The sequence below is a fragment of the Billgrantia sp. C5P2 genome (assembly GCF_051062895.2).
Map to the genome: position 1 here is coordinate 3798883 of NZ_CM128542.1, position 16474 is coordinate 3815356.

Annotated in this window: 16 protein-coding genes; 3 read left to right on the forward strand and 13 right to left on the reverse strand. The window is 66.6% G+C overall.

Annotated elements, in window-relative coordinates:
* Nucleotides 1-2 precede the first annotated feature (2 nt).
* The 7 genes from ACRWQA_RS17620 to ACRWQA_RS17650 all read right to left on the reverse strand — a co-directional run bounded on the left by ACRWQA_RS17620 (nucleotide 3) and on the right by ACRWQA_RS17650 (nucleotide 8094).
* Complete coding sequence (locus ACRWQA_RS17620; RefSeq protein WP_434230623.1) at nucleotides 3-1190, reverse strand: M20 family metallopeptidase; 1188 nt, start codon at nucleotides 1188-1190, stop codon at nucleotides 3-5.
* On the reverse strand, nucleotides 1175-2596 hold the full coding sequence (locus ACRWQA_RS17625; protein ID WP_434230624.1) for a M20 family metallopeptidase: 1422 nt from the start codon (nucleotides 2594-2596) through the stop codon (nucleotides 1175-1177). The genes ACRWQA_RS17620 and ACRWQA_RS17625 overlap by 16 nt, the downstream gene beginning before the upstream one ends.
* A gap of 35 nt (nucleotides 2597-2631) precedes the next feature.
* Nucleotides 2632-3636, reverse strand: coding sequence for an ABC transporter ATP-binding protein (locus ACRWQA_RS17630; protein WP_434230626.1), 1005 nt, complete (start codon nucleotides 3634-3636; stop codon nucleotides 2632-2634).
* Complete coding sequence (locus ACRWQA_RS17635) at nucleotides 3633-4640, reverse strand: ABC transporter ATP-binding protein (protein ID WP_434230628.1); 1008 nt, start codon at nucleotides 4638-4640, stop codon at nucleotides 3633-3635. The genes ACRWQA_RS17630 and ACRWQA_RS17635 overlap by 4 nt, the downstream gene beginning before the upstream one ends.
* 37 nt (nucleotides 4641-4677) lie before the next feature.
* On the reverse strand, nucleotides 4678-5577 hold the full coding sequence (locus tag ACRWQA_RS17640) for an ABC transporter permease (protein ID WP_263582608.1): 900 nt from the start codon (nucleotides 5575-5577) through the stop codon (nucleotides 4678-4680).
* 10 nt (nucleotides 5578-5587) lie between these two features.
* Nucleotides 5588-6505, reverse strand: a complete 918-nt coding sequence (locus ACRWQA_RS17645; protein ID WP_434230631.1) for an ABC transporter permease — start codon at nucleotides 6503-6505, stop codon at nucleotides 5588-5590.
* A gap of 68 nt (nucleotides 6506-6573) precedes the next feature.
* Nucleotides 6574-8094, reverse strand: a complete 1521-nt coding sequence (locus ACRWQA_RS17650) for an ABC transporter substrate-binding protein (RefSeq protein WP_434230634.1) — start codon at nucleotides 8092-8094, stop codon at nucleotides 6574-6576.
* Between the two features lie 203 nt (nucleotides 8095-8297).
* On the opposite strand from ACRWQA_RS17650, the gene ACRWQA_RS17655 reads away from it, so the two are divergent.
* Nucleotides 8298-9239 carry a LysR family transcriptional regulator gene (locus tag ACRWQA_RS17655; protein WP_434230637.1) on the forward strand — a complete coding sequence of 314 codons (942 nt, stop codon included), beginning with the start codon at nucleotides 8298-8300 and terminating at the stop codon, nucleotides 9237-9239.
* A gap of 1 nt (nucleotide 9240) precedes the next feature.
* Here the strand turns inward: ACRWQA_RS17655 and ACRWQA_RS17660 are convergent, their stop codons facing one another.
* Nucleotides 9241-9561 (reverse strand): DUF1330 domain-containing protein, encoded by a 321-nt coding sequence (locus tag ACRWQA_RS17660; RefSeq protein WP_434230640.1) that lies wholly within the window; start codon nucleotides 9559-9561, stop codon nucleotides 9241-9243.
* Between the two features lie 109 nt (nucleotides 9562-9670).
* On the opposite strand from ACRWQA_RS17660, the gene ACRWQA_RS17665 reads away from it, so the two are divergent.
* The gene (locus ACRWQA_RS17665) at nucleotides 9671-10486 is read left to right on the forward strand and encodes a helix-turn-helix domain-containing protein (protein WP_434230642.1); all 816 of its coding nucleotides are present in this window, start codon (nucleotides 9671-9673) and stop codon (nucleotides 10484-10486) included.
* On the opposite strand, the gene ACRWQA_RS17670 is transcribed toward ACRWQA_RS17665, so the two are convergent.
* From ACRWQA_RS17670 to ACRWQA_RS17680, 3 genes are read right to left on the reverse strand one after another with little or no spacing between them, the layout of a single operon-like run.
* Nucleotides 10483-11490 carry a zinc-dependent alcohol dehydrogenase family protein gene (locus ACRWQA_RS17670; protein WP_434230644.1) on the reverse strand — a complete coding sequence of 336 codons (1008 nt, stop codon included), beginning with the start codon at nucleotides 11488-11490 and terminating at the stop codon, nucleotides 10483-10485. The genes ACRWQA_RS17665 and ACRWQA_RS17670 overlap by 4 nt on opposite strands.
* A 55-nt stretch (nucleotides 11491-11545) precedes the next feature.
* Nucleotides 11546-12349, reverse strand: coding sequence for an aminoglycoside adenylyltransferase family protein (locus tag ACRWQA_RS17675; RefSeq protein WP_434230646.1), 804 nt, complete (start codon nucleotides 12347-12349; stop codon nucleotides 11546-11548).
* Nucleotides 12350-12398: 49 nt separating this feature from the next.
* Entirely contained in the window at nucleotides 12399-13598 is a 1200-nt protein-coding gene (locus ACRWQA_RS17680) for an MFS transporter (RefSeq protein WP_434230648.1), read from the reverse strand.
* 94 nt (nucleotides 13599-13692) lie between these two features.
* Here ACRWQA_RS17680 and ACRWQA_RS17685 point away from each other — a divergent pair, with 94 nt between their 5' ends.
* Nucleotides 13693-14574, forward strand: coding sequence for an AraC family transcriptional regulator (locus ACRWQA_RS17685; protein ID WP_434230650.1), 882 nt, complete (start codon nucleotides 13693-13695; stop codon nucleotides 14572-14574).
* On the opposite strand, the gene ACRWQA_RS17690 is transcribed toward ACRWQA_RS17685, so the two are convergent.
* Together ACRWQA_RS17690 and ACRWQA_RS17695 are read right to left on the reverse strand one after the other, a co-directional pair.
* A complete protein-coding gene (locus ACRWQA_RS17690) occupies nucleotides 14528-15382 on the reverse strand; it encodes a LysR family transcriptional regulator (RefSeq protein ID WP_434230652.1) in 855 nt (284 codons plus the stop codon). The genes ACRWQA_RS17685 and ACRWQA_RS17690 overlap by 47 nt on opposite strands.
* Before the next feature lie 39 nt (nucleotides 15383-15421).
* A complete protein-coding gene (locus ACRWQA_RS17695; protein WP_434230654.1) occupies nucleotides 15422-16462 on the reverse strand; it encodes a zinc-dependent alcohol dehydrogenase family protein in 1041 nt (346 codons plus the stop codon).
* Between the last annotated feature and the right edge of the window lie 12 nt (nucleotides 16463-16474).

Consider the following 16474-nt stretch of genomic DNA (forward strand, 5'->3'; position numbering starts at 1 on the left):
AATTACGCAGAAACCGGGGATTTCGCGCCCTCGCCTGCCAGATCGTCGAGATCGAGCAGCGTGGCCGCCACCGCCTGGGCGCGGGGCACCAAGGTGTCGAGGCGGCAGACCTCCTCTTCGGTGTGCATCTTGGCCCCCACCGGCCCGACGCCGCACAGCGTCGGCACGCCCAGGCTGGCAGTGAAGCCCGCATCCGAGCAGCCGCCGGTGAACTCCCCCTTCACTGCAAAGCCCAGCCTGGCGGCATGGCCCTGGTAGCGGGTAAACAGTGCCTCGCTCATGCGCTCCTCCAGCGGCAGGAAGGCGGAGGACAGGGTCAGGGAAGCACTCGTGCCTGGCAACTCCTGCTCGGCGACGATGGCCTCGATATCGGCATAGAGCCGGTCGCGCTGCGCCCCGCTGACGAAGCGCACGTCGAGCTGGGCGCGCGCCCAGGGCGCCACGATATTGCGTGACATGCCGCCCTCGATCACGCCGACGTTGGTCGTGACGCCAGCGGCATGATCGGTCAAGGCGTGCAGCTTGACGATCTTGCGTGCCAGCACCTCGATGGCGCTGGCGCCGTCGGCGTGATTCACCCCGGAGTGCGCCGCCCGGCCCTCGACCTCGATGAGAAAGCCCGCCCCACCCTTGCGAGCGGTGACCACGTTGCCGCTGACCCGCCCGGGCTCTGCATTGAAGACTGCTCGTGCTCCCTGAACCGCGGCTTCGATGAAGGCGCGGCCATCCGGTGAGCCGACCTCCTCGTCGGCGGTGAACAGCGCACGCACGGGATACGGCAGCGACGGCAGGCGGCACAGGGCGCGTAGCACGAAGCAGTTCAGCACCAGCCCGGCCTTCATGTCGGCCACGCCGGGGCCGAAAGCCAGATCGTCGCGCTGGGTGTAGCCGCGGCGGGCCACGGTACCGGTGGGAAACACCGTATCGCGGTGCCCCATCAGCAGCACGTGCGCAGCATCGCGACCTTCCAGGCGCGCTTCGAGAATGTCGCCGGAGTGCGGACGCGGCGTTCGCTTCAGCGCGATGCCGTCGGCCTCGAGCCAGCCGGCGATCGCATCGGCCACGGCATCGTTTCCGGCTTTGTCGTGGCTATGGGAATCGATCTCGACCAGGGTCTGCAGGCACTCGACCATGGCCTCGCGCTGATCGGCGAGCCAGGCGCAGGCCCGCTCCATCAGAGCCTCTGCCATGACGACCTCTCCTTGACGATCTCTTGCCCCTGGGCGCCCAGATCCCACCAAAGCCCCGTCATGAGCATCAGTCCCTCCCGTGCGACGCTGCCCAGCAGGTGCTCATCCGGGGCGTGCTGCGAACAGGCCGGATAGGAGTGCGGCACCCACAGCGTGGGCAGTTGCAGCGTCTCGGCGAAGACGTCATTGGGTAGCGACCCGCCCAGGTTCGGCAACAAGGTCGGTGCCTTGCCACAGGTCGCCTGCATAGATGCCAATGCCCAACCGACCCAAGGGTCTTCCGGGTCGAGGCGCGTCGCCGCCATCTGCGATACGCGCGCCGGGGTCACTTCGATATCCTCGAAGCCGTTACGGTCGAGATGCTGGCGCAGATGTTCGAGAAAACGGCTGTGGTCGCTGCCCACGACATAGCGCAACTGGCAATGCGCTTGCGCACGCTCGGGGATGGCATTGAGCGGCGCGGCGGGATTGCCGGCCTCGAACGCCAGGATCTCCAACGTGTTCCAGGCAAACAGCCGCTCCGCCGGCGACAAGCCCGGTTCTCCCCAGTCGGGGTCGATGGCCGGGGCATTCTCGCCAATGCCAACCTCAAGTGAAGCGAGTGCCGCACGGACTGCTTGGGGAATGGATGCCGGCCGCAGGCCCGCCACCTGGATCACGCCATTGGCATCGACCAGCGTCGCCAGGGCGTTGGCCAGGCGCACGGCAGGATTCTTCAGCACCCCGCCCCAGTTGCCCGAGTGGTGGGCACCCTCTCTGGCGCACAGCCGCAGGTCGAAATTGAACGAGCCCCGCGAGCCCAGGAACAGCGTCGGCGACTCGGCGTTCAGCCGCGGCCCATCGGAGGCAATGAAGAGATCGGCGGCGAGCCGCTCGCGGTGGCGCTGGCAGATTTCCTTCAGGCCTGGCGAGCCTGTCTCCTCACCCATCTCGATCACCAGCTTGACGTTGTAGCCGAGCCGCCCATCGCACGCCTCGAGCGCGCATGCCAGCGCCGCCAGGTTGATGCTGTGCTGGCCCTTGTTGTCCGCCGTGCCGCGGCCGTACCAGCGGTCACCCTCCTGGACGGTGCGCCACGGCGACAGCCCCTCGCGCCAGCGGTCGTCGTAACCGCGTACCACATCGCCATGACCATAGGTCAGCACGCTCAGGGTGGCATCTGGCTCGATGCGCTCGGCGAGCAGGAAGGGACCGAACCCGGCCACCGGGTTGTCGACGACCTCCCAGCCGAAACCGAGGGCCTCGATGTCGGGCACAATCTGCTCGTCGAGGTAACGGTGCAGTTCGTCGAGACGTCCCGTTGCCTGGCTCTCGCTGGGCACCGCCACCCGCGCCTCCAGCCGTCGGTACAGCGCACCGCTATCGAAGTGGTCGCGGGCGTTATCCAGCGCTCGTTCGCGCGTCATGGGCAAGCTCCTCGTTGTCGATCAGATTGGCGCACTTACGCCAAGTGGCAAGCGATGCGGCTACCGCCATTGCCATCGGCGTCATTCAAGAGCGGCCGCTGCCGGGCGCAGCGCGATTCGGCCACCGGGCAGCGTGGATGGAAGGCACAGCCGGACGGCGGTGCGCTGGGGTCGGGCTGTGCGCTTCCCAGGCCGATGTCCGGCACGCCGAGGCCGGGCTCGGGGGTCAGCGCCGAGGCCAGCAGCGCCCGGGTGTAGGGATGACGAGGGGCGTTGAAGATCTGCTCACGGCTGCCCTCCTCGACGATGCGCCCGAGGTACATCACCGCCAGCCGGTCGGCGAGATGCTCGACTACCGCGAGGTCGTGGCTGATGAACAGATAGGTGAGGCCGAACGCCTCCTTCAGGTCGAGCAGCAGGTTGAGGATCTGCGCCTGTACCGAGACGTCCAGCGCCGAGGTGGGCTCGTCGCAGATCACCAGGGCGGGGCGCATGATCAAGGCCCTGGCGATGGCTACCCGCTGCCGTTGGCCACCCGAGAGTTGCCCGGGATACTGCCGCGCGGCGCGTCCCGGCAGGCCGACCAGGTCGAGCATCTCGGCCACCCTGGCGGCCTGCTCGCCGGGGCTGCCGATGCCATGGATGCGCAGCGGCAAGCCGACGATCTGGGCGATCCGCTGGCGCGGGTTGAGCGATGAATAAGGGTCCTGGAAGATCGGCTGGACGTGGCGCGCCAACGCCTTCTGGTTGGCACCCACGATCGGCCGACCGTCGATCAACACCTCACCGGCACTGGGCGGCGTCAGCCCCAGCAGCATCTTGGCCAGCGTGCTCTTGCCGCACCCCGACTCCCCCACCAGGCCCATGACTTGGCCACGGGGCACGCGCAGCGACACCTCGCTGACGGCCTGCAGCGTACGCCCCTGGCGCAGGAAGCCACTCCCCAGGGTGAAGGTCCTGGACAAGCCACGGAGCTCCAGAGCATAGGCCTCCCCCGGTTCCGCCTGAGGCACCTGGGTGGGCTCGGTCGCGGGCATCATGGCATCACCTCACGCTGCGGCTGGTGGGAAGGATCGGCCAGGCGCGCGGCGAAATGGCAGCGTGCGACATGCCCGGCGGCGACGCGGGTAGGCGGCGGAGGCGTCTCGCATACCGCCTCGGCCAGAGGGCAGCGATTGCGAAAGACGCAGCCCTCGACCGCGCCGACCAGGCTCGGCACTACCCCGGGTATCGCCTGCAGGCGGCTGCCCGGCGGCGTCTTGCCAGGGGCCGGGATGCAGTTCAACAGCCCTTGGGTGTAGGGGTGGCCCGGGGCCGCGAAGAGCGCCTCGGCGGTCGCCGTTTCGATCACCTCGCCGGCATACATCACCGCCACCCTGTCGGCGATGCGTGCCACTACCCCCAGGTCGTGAGTGATGAAGATCACCGCGGTGCCGAACTCGCGCTGCAGATCGCGCAGCAGCCGCAGGATCTGCGCCTGGATGGTGACATCCAGCGCCGTGGTCGGTTCGTCGGCAATGATCAGGTCGGGTTCGCACATCAGCGCCATGGCGATCATCACCCGTTGGCGCAGGCCGCCCGAAAGCTGGTGCGGGTACTGTTCCATGCGTTCGGCGGCGGCGCTGATGCCGACCCGCTCCAGCAGGTATACGGCCCGCTCGCGGGCTTCGCGGCGGCTCACCCGGCGGTGGCGACGCAGCGCTTCGCAGAGCTGGTTGCCCAGCGTATACGCCGGGTTGAGGGCGGTCATCGGCTCCTGGAAGATCATCGCCATGCGCGCGCCGCGCAGGTCGCTGCGGGCACGCTCCGTCAGGCCCAACAGCTCGATGTCGTCGAAGCGCAAGCTCGCAGCACTGACCCGCGCCCGACGCGGCAGCAGCCCCATCAGCGCCAGCGAGGTCATCGACTTGCCGCAGCCCGATTCGCCGACCAGGCACAGCATCTCGCCGCGCTCGACATGGAAGTCGATGCCGCGCACGGCATGCAGCGTCCCGGCATCGACCGGCAGGTCGACGCGCAGCTCCTTGACCGTCAGCAGTGGCATGGCGGGCTCTCCTGTGGCGGGGGAAACGAGGCTCGGCTCACTCATTCCGGCCTCCCGGCGCGCTGATGTCGCGCAGGCCATCGCCCAGCAGGTTGATCGCCAGTACCAGCACGAACAGCGCACTGCCCGGAATGGCGATTACCCAGGGCTGGAAGAACATGTAGGACTTGCCCTCGGCGATCATCAGCCCCCAGGAGGGCAGCGGCGGCTGCACCCCCATGCCCAGGAACGACAGGGTCGCCTCGAGCAGGATGGCGTTGGCCACCTCCAGGGTCGCGACCACGATCAGTGCTGCGGCGATATTGGGCAGCACCTCGCGCAGCAGGATGTGGTGCAGGGGGCAGCCCAGCGCTCGCGCCGCCTGGATGTACTCGGCGTCGCGCAGTTGGAGAGTGGCGGAGCGCGCCACCACCGCGAAGCGGTCCCACAGCAGCAGCCCCAGCAGCAGGGTCACCGTGATCAAGGAACCGCCGATCAGCGAGGCCATGGCCAGCGCCACCAGCACCACCGGCATGGCCAGGCGGGTGGTGAGCAGGTAGCTGATCACGGCATCGACGCGGCCGCCGAAATAGCCCGCCAGCACACCCAGGGTGGAGCCGATCAGCCCCGAGATCAGCGCGGCCACCAGGCCGATGAACAGCGAGATGCGGGTGCCGTGGATCAAGCGGCTGAGGTAGTCGCGCCCCAGTCTGTCGGTCCCCAAGGGGTGTTCCCAACGGCCCGCTTCGTGCCACACCGGTGGCACCATGCGATTGGCTGTGTTCTGCAGATAGGGGTCATGGGGGGCCAGCCAGGGCGCCAGCAAGGCGGCGAGTACCAGCAGCGCAACGATGACGGCACCCAGTGCCAGCCCTCGATGCCCCAGCACGGCGCGCGAACAGCGCGCCCATGTGCCGTCCGTCGTGGCGCCGGGCGTCGATATCAGGGAATCGTTCATGATGCTCTCCTCAGCGGGCACGTAGCCGCGGATCCAGGACGGCATTGAGGATGTCCGCCAGCAGGGTCAGCACGATGTAGAACAGCGCGATGATCAGCACCACTGCCTGTACCACCGGGTAGTCGTTGCGCGAGATGGAGTTCCAGGCCAGTTGCCCGAGCCCCCGCAGCGAGAACACCGTCTCGATCACTACCGAGCCGCCGAGCATGAACCCCAGCTCCACCGCCGCCAGGGCCACCACCGGAATCACCGCGTTGCGCAACGCGTGCTTGAAGACCACCTTGCCGGTACGCAGCCCCTTGGCCCGCGCCGTGCGCACGTAATCCGACGCCAGCACCTCGAGCATGCCGCTGCGCGTCAGACGCATCATCGCCGGAGTGGCGTAGTAGCCCAGGGCAATGGCCGGCAGCACGAAGCCTTGCCAGCTTTCGCTGCCGGCCGCCGGCAGCCACTGCAGGTTGACCGCGAAGAGAATGATCAGGGTCAGGCCGAACCAGAAGTTCGGCATCGCCTGGCCGGTCACGGCGATGGCCATCGCCAGGCGGTCGACCCAGCTACCCCGCCTGAGGGCCGCTGCCACGCCCAGCGGAATCGAGACGCCGATGGCGATGGCCAACGACAGGACCCCGAGTGTCATGGTCACGGGCAAGCGCTCGACGACCAACTCCATCACCGAGCTCTGGTAGTAATAGGAGCGCCCGAAATCGAGCTGTATCGCCCCCCACAACCAGGTGGCGAACTGCTCGACCAGGGGGCGGTCGAGCCCATACTCGACGCGGATCCGTTCGACCTGCTCGGCTGTGGCCTCCGGCCCGCCGATGGATGCCGCCAGGTCGCCGGAGAGCTGCAGCAAGCCGAAGCTGAGCACCGAAATGGTCAGCGCCACGCAGAGCGCCACCAGGGTGCGCTTGAAAATGAATGGCCACATGAGGTCTCACTCCCCGGGCCGCAGCGGCACTGCGGCCCGTTGGTCATGGCGGGAAACCGTCACCGCCCTTACTTCCAACTGGCCTCGTAGAAGCGCGGCAGCTCGTCGGGATAGGCGGTGAAGTCGAGATCGGCGGTATGCGCGTAGTAGCTCGAGTAGGAGAACAGCGGTGCCCAGTAGGCCTGCTCGGAGATGCGCGTCAGGGCCCGGCGGTAGTGCTCCAGGCGCACGTCGGGATCGACGGAGTTGTCGGCGACGCTCAACCACTCCTGCACCTGGGGGTCCTGCCACAGGTCGTCGACGCCACCGTTGAAGAAGACGCCGGTGAAGGCGGAGACGTCGTTGATCGAGAACGAGCCCCAGGCCTTGAACGCCATGTCGGTACGCCCGCTGCGCTGCAGCTCGAGCAGCGCCGGCGCGGTCATGAAGCTCAGGTTGGCGTTGATGCCCACCGCGCGCAGGTCGCCGATCATCGCCTCGGCGTAGTCGCGTTCGCGATAGGCGTGAAGATCGATCTCGAAGCCATCGGCATAACCCGCTTCGGCCAGCAGCGCGCGCGCCTTGTCGGGATCGTAGTCGTACTCGATGACGTCCTGTGTCTCGCAGCCAAACTGGGTCGGGAAACAGGGCGCATAGAGCGGTTGGCTGCCACCCCGCACCAGGTCGTTGGCCAGGCCCTCCCGGTTGAGGGCATGATTGATGGCCCGGCGCACGCGCAGGTCATTCAGCGGGGAGTCTTCGCGGCTCGCCGCATCCAGCCCAACGTAGCCGACGCGCATGGTCTCGTCGCCCAATACGGTGAGCTGAGGCATCTGCTGCAGAGACTCGGCCTGATCCGCCGGCACCCGCCAGATCCAGTCGACCTGCCCCGACATCAACTGCGCCATGCGCGAGTCCTCATCGGCAATCGCCTTGAACTCGATGTTGGCGATCTGCGGCTGGCCGATGGGGCTCTCCTCGAAGTACTCCTCGAAGCGGGTCAGGCTGACGCCATCTCCCGGGCGCACGGCGGTAATGCGATAGGGGCCGGTGCCTACCGGCTGGCGGCTGAACCCCTCTAGCCCGACTTCCTGGAAATAGTCGGAGGGGTAGATCGGCATGGGGCCGGAGAGATACTCCAGTGCCGCCGGAAACGGCTCTTTGAGATGGATACGAACCCGATGGTCGTCGAGCTTCTCGACGCGCTCGATCCAGTCGACGTTCTGCCGCGTCACCACCCGAGACTCGGGCGAGACGGCGTAGTTGAAGGTGAACGCCACGTCGTCGGCGTCGAACGCCTCGCCGTTGTGGAAATTCACCCCCTGGCGCAGCTCGAGCTCCAGGGTGGTGTCATCCACCCATTCCCAGCGAGTCGCCAGCCGGGGCTCGTGCTCCTGGGTGGCAGGGTTGCGGTAGATCAGAGTGTCCCAGGCCAGGTGGGCGAGGATCACCCCCTCGCGCACATTGTTGTGGTAGGGGCTGACGTTTTCCGGCTCGCTGTCGGAGGCATAGACCAGCGTGTCGTTGGCCTTGCCGGCCAGCGCCGGAGACGCCAGGCCGCCCAGCAGGGCTGCGGAAATCGCGTAACGGAGTGGACGATACAGCGGCATTGTCATACCTCGGTTGTTATTGGTTTTTTATTGGCTTGAGGCGGATAGGAGCCTCGGGCGCACCAAGGAGGCATTGCGATGCCGGTGCCGCCTCACCTCGCCTCCAAGCTAGGACCGGGCAAGACATGCCACAAGTACAATGTTTAGAATGTATCGTTGCCTTTTCGGCAAACCTTGCCCACACCTAGCTTGGAGCCAGCGCCATGAATACCCGCGCCTTGCAGGAAACCTCCCTGCGCTATTTCCTCGAAGTGGTGCGCTGCGGCTCCATCAGTGAAGCCTCCGAGCGACTCAAGGTGGCGCCTTCGGCCATCAGTCGCCAGATCGCCCGGCTGGAGAGCGAGCTCGATACCCTGCTTTTCGAGCGCCGCGCCCGCGGCATGGTACCGAGTGCCGCCGGTGAGTTGCTGGCCGTTCATGCCCGCCGCATGCAGCTCGAGGCGGATCGGGTCGGCAGCGAGATCCAGGCACTGCGCGGCCTGCAGCGAGGCAAGGTGCGGCTAGCCAGCTCGGAGGGTTTTGCAGTGGATTTTCTGCCCAGCGCCGTGGCGGCGTTCCGCAAGCGCTACGAAGGCATTCACTTTCAGCTCGCGGTGGGCCCGCCGGCCGAGGCGACTCGGCGCGTAAGGGAGGGGGAAGCGGACATCGGGCTCACTTTCAGCCTGAAGCCCGAGCCCGATGTGCAGATCGAATATCGCCAGCCGGCCCCGATCATGGCGGTGGTGGCACCCAGTCATGAACTGGCCGGCAAGCGCCAGGTATCCATGTCGCAGCTGCAGCGCTATGACCTGGCCCTGCCCACGCCCGATACCACCCTGCGCCAGCTGTTCGATATCTGCAGCAGTCGCCAGAACCTGGCCTTTGAATCGATCTTCAGCAGCCATTACACCGAGGCGCTGATCAACTTCGCCATGCTGGGAGGAGGCGTGGCCCTTGCCGGCGAGATCTCGATTCGCCACCGCGTACAGCAGCGGCGTGTCGTCGCCATTCCCATTCGCGACCGGGGTATGGATTCACGCTTCATCGAGATACAGACGCTCGCCAAGCGCACCCTGCCAAGCGCCACCCAGACGTTTCTCGAGTTTCTGAAAGCTCACATCGCAACGGGGCGGCTACCATTGGCAACGCCATCGGCAAGGCCGTAGCTCAACCAAGGATATCGATGCCCCGATGCCCTTCCGGCACGCCTTCCACCAGGATGACGTCGCCAACGGCATTGGCGGTACGCAGCGGCATGATGCGCCGGTAGGCCTCGGAGCGATACCACGCGCGGGCCTGCTCCAGGTTGGGAAAGCCGAGCATGATGGTGTCGCCCTGCCAGCCACCTTCCAGCACCTCGGTGGTACCGCCGTGGATCAGATAGCGGCCACCATAGGGGGCCAGGGTGGCATCGATCTTCTCCAGGTATTCGACGATCTCCGGGCCCATGGTGACGTCCTGCAGGCAGGCGATGGCGTAGGCGGTCATGGCAATGCTCCTGTGGTGGGTTTCGCCACCAGCTTCACCCACCGCGCACAGCCTGGCGATTACCTGCGAGGTAATAGCCAGTCATATCGCTTGACGCTAATCTTGAGCCATGACCACAACCACCCACACCCCCGGGCAGCTGTTGAAGATGTGGCGCCAGCGGCGGCGGCTGAGCCAGCTCGCGCTCGCCACCGAGGCCGACGTCTCCCAGCGCCACCTTAGCTTCGTCGAATCCGGACGCGCCGTGCCGAGCCGGGAAATGCTGCTGCGCCTGACGGAACAGTTGGACGTTCCCCTGCGCGAGCGCAACCAGCTGTTGCTCGCCGCCGGTTTCGCCCCGGCATACGGAGAACGCCCTATCGACGCGCCCGAATTCGAGACGGTCCGCGGCGTTATCGAGCGGCTGCTCGCCAGCCACGCCCCCTACCCGGCGCTGGCCGTCGATCGCCACTGGCACCTGCTGATGGGCAACCGTCCGCTCGAGCGGCTGCTAGGCGGCATCGAGCCCGCACTGCTGAGGCCTCCGGTCAACGTGCTGCGGCTCACCCTGCATCCCCAGGGGCTTGCACCGCGCATTCGCAACTTTCGCGAATGGCGCACCCACATTCTCGAACGCCTGGCCCGCCAGGCCGACACGACGGCCGACCCGGCGCTTGCCTCGCTCAGCGAAGAACTGAAGGGCTATCCGGTGCCGGCCGGGGCTCGTCCTCATCTGGCCTCGAAATCGAGTCATGCCGGCATCGTCGTGCCGCTGGAGCTGGCCATGCCGGATGGCCGCGTACTATCGCTGCTGAGCACCACCACGGTGTTCGGCACTCCGCTCGACATCACCCTGGAAGAACTCGCCATCGAATCGTTCTTCCCAGCAGACGCGGCCACCCAGGAGGCGCTGCAACAGCTGGCCGCGTCTGCGCCGACCGGCTAGAACGACAGGCAGATCTTGCCGAAGTGACGTCCCGCTTCCTCGTGGCGGAAGGCGTCGGCGATATCTTCCAGAGAAAAGCGGCTGTCGATGATCGGGCGTACACCGCTGGCCTCGATGCCACGCACCATCTCCTGCTGGTGGATGCGACTGCCGACGATCAAGCCCTGCAGGCGCGCCTGCTTGGCCATCAGCTTGGCCGTGGGAATCTCACCGCCGCGACCGGTCAGCACACCGATCAGCGAGATGTGGCCGCCGATGCGCACGGCATCGATGGATTGCGGCAGGGTGCCGGGGCCGCCGACCTCGATGACATGGTCGACGCCCTGGCCATCGGTCAGCGACTTCACCCGCTTACCCCATTCCGGCTCGGCCTTGTAATTGAGGGTGTGGTCGGCGCCGAGCTGCTGCAGGCGCTCGATCTTCTCATCCGAAGACGAGGTGGAAATCACTCGTGCGCCCATTGCCTTGGCAAACTGCAAGGCGAAGATGGAAACCCCGCCGGTACCCAAGGTGAGAATGGTGTCGCCGGCCTTGAGGTTGCCGTCCACCACCAGCGCGCGCCAGGCGGTCAGCCCCGCGGTGGTCAGGGTCGCAGCCTCTTCGTGGCTATACCCCTTCGGCGCATGTGTGAACCAGGTAGCCGGGCGAATGACCTGCTCGCGAGCGTAGCCGTCGACGCCGTCGCCAGGCGTGGTCTTGAAATCGCCGACCCGCGCCGGGCCGTCCAGCCAGTAGGGGAAGAAGGTAGAGACCACCGAATCGCCCACGGCGAACTCCTCGACCCCCTTGCCCACTGCCTCGACCACACCCGCCCCATCGGACATGGGAATGCGGCCGTCCTCGGTCGGCATCTTGCCGGACACCACGCCGTAGTCGTGGAAGTTGAGCGAGCTGGCATGAATGCGTACGCGGATCTCGCCCGGCCCCGGCTCGCCGGGCGCCTCTCGCTCGACGACTTGCAACTGGTCCAGCCCACCAGGGCTCTTCAGGGTAATGACTTTCATCACGGCACTCCTCTATCCTTCATTGCCTTCAGCTTTCATTGAGAGTGCCAAGAGACTAGTCCATCACGCCGGTGGAAGCGCAAGAAATGGCCCGCCGCAGGAAGCCTGCCAGCGCTTCCACCTGAGGCATGCGCTGTGGCCAGTCGTCACCGTCCCCATCAAGATAAGCGTGCCGCGCCAGTGCCATTTCGGTCTGAAGCTCTGCGGGCAGGCGCTCCAGGGCCCAGGCAGCGGCAACGTCCTTGGGCGCGATCTCTCCCGTTTCGACGGTCATCCACATTCGGGCCAGGGTCAGCAGCACATTGCGCTCATCGCCATGCAGGCCATCGATCAGGCCAGGCAGCGAGTCGACGATCGCCCGCCGCAGGTCCGCCTCGGGAATCGGCGCGACCAGCTCCGCGAGCTCTGGCCCACACAGGGCAAGGCTCGCCTGCCTGGCGGTGGCCAGCACCAGCGCCAGGTCGGGATCGGTGGCCCCAGGCGGAACGCGGCCCTGCGCGAACTCATCCCGCAACCATTCGCCGTAGACCAGCTCGCTTCTCGGCGGGTAGCGCCACTGCACCAGCGACTCTCGGCAGAGCAGCGTCACTTCCAATGGCCTGGGCGAGCCGTCGTTCGCAGGGCTACCGGAGACCGCCATCAGCGCCTCGACCAGGCGCCGGCGCACCGGGTCGTCGGGCGGCTGGCTGATGACCGCCAGCACGTCCACGTCGCTATTGGGACGCAAACCGCCCCGGAGTGCCGAGCCGAACAGATAGACGCCGACCACGCTCTCGCCCAGCTCGCGGGCGATGATGTCGCAAGCGGCCTTGGCTTCCTCGGGTAGCGACTGTCCGGTCGCTTGGAATGAGTGCTTCATCACGTTTCTCCACGTTGTCGGCGCACGGAAGCCGGCCGGCGGAACCTACCTAGCGGCTCTCGTTGAGCGCCGCCTGCCGATAGCGCTGGCTTGGCAACAGCAGTGCGGCCACCGCCACACCGACAGCGCAGGCGGCCAACAGCAGATAGAGCCGGACGAAGCCGCTGACCGGGTCGTAGCCCCAGGCCACGATCGGCACGGCCAAGGCACCGACACCCAGCGACAGCACGTACTTCACGGCATAGACACGCGCCCGCCAGCCGCTTGCGGCATGACGCGCCACGATGGCGTCCTGCACGGGAATGATACCGAACACCGTCAGCATCAGTCCTAGCGACAGCACGACGAGCCACCATTGCTCGGCCTGCCCCATCAGCAGGAACAGGGGTACCTGCACCAGCGCCAGTAACAGCATCAACTGACGTGGCGAGACCCGATCCACCGCCCTGCCGGTTACCAACTGCGCCATGGAGGCGAGTGCAAAGACCACCGAGGCCAGGCTGGCGGCGCTGGCCAAACCACTCCCGCCATTAGTGAAGGCGTCTTCCATGACCTTGGGCAGCACCACGGTCACGACCGCGAAAACCAGCCCGCCCATCAATGCCGTGATGACCAGGTAGGCGAGGATCCTGCCGGGCAATGCCGTCGAGGCTGGCGTCGGCATGGGATCGGCGGTCACAGGAGCCGCCTCACGCTGATGGCGTTCGGCCGGTACCAGCGCCAGATAGGCCACCCCGCTCGCCAGGCACAGTGCACCGGGAACCAGGAAGGCCGCCTGCCAGCCGAGCATGCCGATGAACAAACCGGTCAGCAGTGGCGCCGCCGCGACGCCCATGTTGCCCCATACGCCGTTGACGCCCAGCGCTTGGCCGACGCTCGCGCCACTCTCCGCCACCAGGGCGATGCCGACAGGATGGTAAATCGCTGCAAAGCTTCCCATCAGAAACAGGCCGGCCGCCATCTGGTAGGGGCCGCTTGCCAAACCGGTCAGCAGGGACGCCATACCGAGCCCCAGGAACATCACGGCCATCATGCCGTGTCGGCTCCAGCGGTCGCCCAGCCAGCCCGCCGGCAACGTAAAGGCGGCAAAGGCAACGAAACCCGCCGTGGCCGGCAGCAGCAGCGCACCGTAATCACCCTGGCCGCGACGCTCGAGCACCACCGCCACCGTGGGATGAATCAGCATGAAATAGTGGGCGTAAGCGTGCCCAACATTGAGGAACAGTAGCCGAGCGCGATTGCCGTTCATGACCAGACTCCAGGATGGACGGTCTTTCAGGCTAAACTGCAACCGGCACGTCTTCTCTCGCCATTCTGACAAGGTATATCGCCAAACGGACAACATGCCCCACACTCTGGCTCACACCCGGCCCCTGCCACGCGAAGTGCTGCAACGGCGCATCAAGAGCGCTCCGGGCCCCGTGCAACCTTACGCCTGCGACTACCCTGCCGGCTGGGACACCGGCCGCCATCGTCACATTCGCACTCAACTCGTCTTCGCCACTCGCGGCGTGATGACGGTATCCACCCCGGCGGGATGGTGGGTAGTGCCGCCCCAGCTAGCGGTATGGATACCGGCTCGCCTGGAGCACGCCCTGCTGATGCACCGGGCCGTGAAGCTACGTACGCTCTATCTCGACGAACGGCTGCCGAGGCTACCGACCGAGCCGCGCGTGGTGAACGTCTCGCCGTTGCTGCGCGAGCTGATACTGCGCTTGATGGAACTGCCGGCCGAGGCCACCGCCTACGGTGCCGGAGCGCGTTTGGTCGCGGTGCTGCTGGATGAGCTGCACGAAGAGCGCACGATGCCGCTGCACCTCCCCGAGCCAGACGATCCCGCGCTGCGGCGGATCTGTACCGCCCTGCGCGACGACCCGGCAAACCGGGACGACCTGGCTGCCTGGGGCCAGGCCGTCGGCGCCTCACCACGCACCCTGGCACGGCGCTTCCAGGCACAGACGGGGATGGGCTTCGCCGCCTGGCGACAGCAGGCCCGCCTGCTAGCCGCCTTGCCCATGCTGGCCGCAGGTCGCCCTGTCACGGTCGTATCCCAGGAGGTCGGTTACGAGTCGCCGAGCGCCTTCATCGCCGCCTTTCGCCGCAGCCTGGGGGTCAGCCCCGGGCGCTATTTTTCTCCCCGGCCAGCGGCGATTGAGATCGACACTTCGTCGGAGTGGTCTACAGCCGATCGCTATCGGCCAGCGCCTCGGCCAGGAAGGCCATAAAGGCGCGAATGCGCGTCACCCTGCGCAGGTCGGGGTGGGTCAGCAGCCACAGGTCAGTGGCGAGTTCGGGGATCGGCTCGCCGATTCGCGTGAGCGCCGGTTCGGCGTCGGCCAGGTAACAGGGCAACACGGCAGAGCCGAGGCCGTCACGGGCGGCGGCCAGCATGCCGAGCATGGTATCGACGCGATAGCGGCAGCGCTCGTTCGCGCCGTTTGCGGCCATCCAAGCATCGAGAGCCGCATAGCCCAGGTGACGGTCCGGCCCGACCCAGGCATCGGCGGCGCTATCGGCGCGGGCATAGGCCGCCTGAGCGATGCGGCCGGCCCGCCGCCCCACCAGGTGTTCGGGTGGCGACAGCGAAGGCCGCACCGCCACGTCGGCGTCGCGCTGGGAGAGGTTGAACAGCTGGTTGGAGACCGCCACCTCGAGGACGATCTCGGGATGTGTGCGCTGTAAATCGGCGAAGATCGGCGACAGCAGCCCCATCAGCAGCGTATCGGTGGTGGTCACGCGGATGCTGCCGGAGAGCTTCAGATCCCGCCCCACCACACGCCGCTCGGCGCCAAGCACCTCGGCCTCGACCCGCGCCGCGACGGCGGCCAGGTCCTCCCCCGCCGGCGTCGGCGCGTAGCCCGTGCGCGAACGCTCGAACAGCGCCACGCCAAGGCGGGCTTCGATGGCATTCAGCCGCCGAAAGACCGTGGCATGACTGGTTCCCAACCGTCGCCCGGCGCCGGACAGCGAGCCCGTCTCGGCGATGGCCTGCACTACGCGCAGGTCGTCCCAGTGCAGCGATTGTTCATTCACGATCCGCCCCCATCCGCATGACGTGGCACTTTTCGCCTCTCAGAATTCGGTCACCACGGTCACGCCCACGCCCTGGAATCTATCCATGGCCATCAGCGCCTCGATCGACTGTTCCAGGTTGATCCTCTGACCAACCAGCTTCTCGGGCGTCAGCTTCCCGGTCTGGACCATGTCGAGCATGGCGCCGTAGCGATAGGCCTGCATGCCGTGGCTGCCCAGTATCTCGAGTTCATGGGCAATGACCTTGCTCATCGGAATGGCAGGCGTACTGTTCTCGGCCAGCATGAGCCCGACCTGTACGTGCTTGCCGCGCTTGCGCAAATTGCTGATCGAGTTGAAACAGGTGATGGGGTGCCCCAACGCATCCAGCGACACGTGGGCACCACCGCGCGTCACTTCGATGACAGCCTCGGGGACGTTCGCCACCTCGGCTGCGTTTACGGTGGCAATAGCACCCAGCTCGCGAGCCAACCGGAGCTTTTCCTGGGAAATATCGATGGCGACGACATTGGCGCCCACCGCATTGGCGATCATGATCGCGGACAGGCCAACGCCACCACAGCCGTGGACCGCCACCCACTGCCCCGCGGATGCCTTGCCCTGGTCGACCACGGCGCGAAACGACGTCACGAAACGGCATCCCAGGCTGGCCGCCGTGGCGAAGTCCAGCGTCTCCGGCAAGGCCACCAGATTGATGTCCGCCTGATGGATCGCCACATACTGGGCAAAGGAGCCCCAGTGGGTGAAGCCGGGTTGGAATTGGCTATCGCAGACCTGGTGATTCCCCGAGTAGCACTCGGGGCAGGTGCCGCAGCCACCGACGAACGGCACCGTGACACGATCCCCGACGCGCCATTTCTGCACGTCCTTGCCGACAGCCTCGACGATTCCCGCCAGTTCGTGTCCAGGGACATGGGGAAGCGCAATGTCGGGGTCGTGCCCCATCCAGCCGTGCCAGTCGCTGCGGCACACTCCCGTTGCCATCACCTTGACGACGACGCCATGCGCTTCCGGCGTCGGGTCGGGAACCTGCCTGATTTGCGGCGGAGCGGAAAAGGCCTCATACACCACGGCTTTCATGAAATGCCCTCA

Bases quoted from the DNA above. Each gene is read 5' to 3' on its own strand.
- ACRWQA_RS17620 (WP_434230623.1), bottom strand. From the start codon at position 1,190: ATGGCAGAGGCTCTGATGGAGCGGGCCTGCGCCTGGCTCGCCGATCAG.
- ACRWQA_RS17625 (WP_434230624.1), bottom strand. From the start codon at position 2,596: ATGACGCGCGAACGAGCGCTGGATAACGCCCGCGACCACTTCGATAGC.
- ACRWQA_RS17630 (WP_434230626.1), bottom strand. From the start codon at position 3,636: ATGATGCCCGCGACCGAGCCCACCCAGGTGCCTCAGGCGGAACCGGGG.
- ACRWQA_RS17635 (WP_434230628.1), bottom strand. From the start codon at position 4,640: ATGCCACTGCTGACGGTCAAGGAGCTGCGCGTCGACCTGCCGGTCGAT.
- ACRWQA_RS17640 (WP_263582608.1), bottom strand. From the start codon at position 5,577: ATGAACGATTCCCTGATATCGACGCCCGGCGCCACGACGGACGGCACA.
- ACRWQA_RS17645 (WP_434230631.1), bottom strand. From the start codon at position 6,505: ATGTGGCCATTCATTTTCAAGCGCACCCTGGTGGCGCTCTGCGTGGCG.
- ACRWQA_RS17650 (WP_434230634.1), bottom strand. From the start codon at position 8,094: ATGCCGCTGTATCGTCCACTCCGTTACGCGATTTCCGCAGCCCTGCTG.
- ACRWQA_RS17655 (WP_434230637.1), top strand. From the start codon at position 8,298: ATGAATACCCGCGCCTTGCAGGAAACCTCCCTGCGCTATTTCCTCGAA.
- ACRWQA_RS17660 (WP_434230640.1), bottom strand. From the start codon at position 9,561: ATGACCGCCTACGCCATCGCCTGCCTGCAGGACGTCACCATGGGCCCG.
- ACRWQA_RS17665 (WP_434230642.1), top strand. From the start codon at position 9,671: ATGACCACAACCACCCACACCCCCGGGCAGCTGTTGAAGATGTGGCGC.
- ACRWQA_RS17670 (WP_434230644.1), bottom strand. From the start codon at position 11,490: ATGAAAGTCATTACCCTGAAGAGCCCTGGTGGGCTGGACCAGTTGCAA.
- ACRWQA_RS17675 (WP_434230646.1), bottom strand. From the start codon at position 12,349: ATGAAGCACTCATTCCAAGCGACCGGACAGTCGCTACCCGAGGAAGCC.
- ACRWQA_RS17680 (WP_434230648.1), bottom strand. From the start codon at position 13,598: ATGAACGGCAATCGCGCTCGGCTACTGTTCCTCAATGTTGGGCACGCT.
- ACRWQA_RS17685 (WP_434230650.1), top strand. From the start codon at position 13,693: ATGCCCCACACTCTGGCTCACACCCGGCCCCTGCCACGCGAAGTGCTG.
- ACRWQA_RS17695 (WP_434230654.1), bottom strand. From the start codon at position 16,462: ATGAAAGCCGTGGTGTATGAGGCCTTTTCCGCTCCGCCGCAAATCAGG.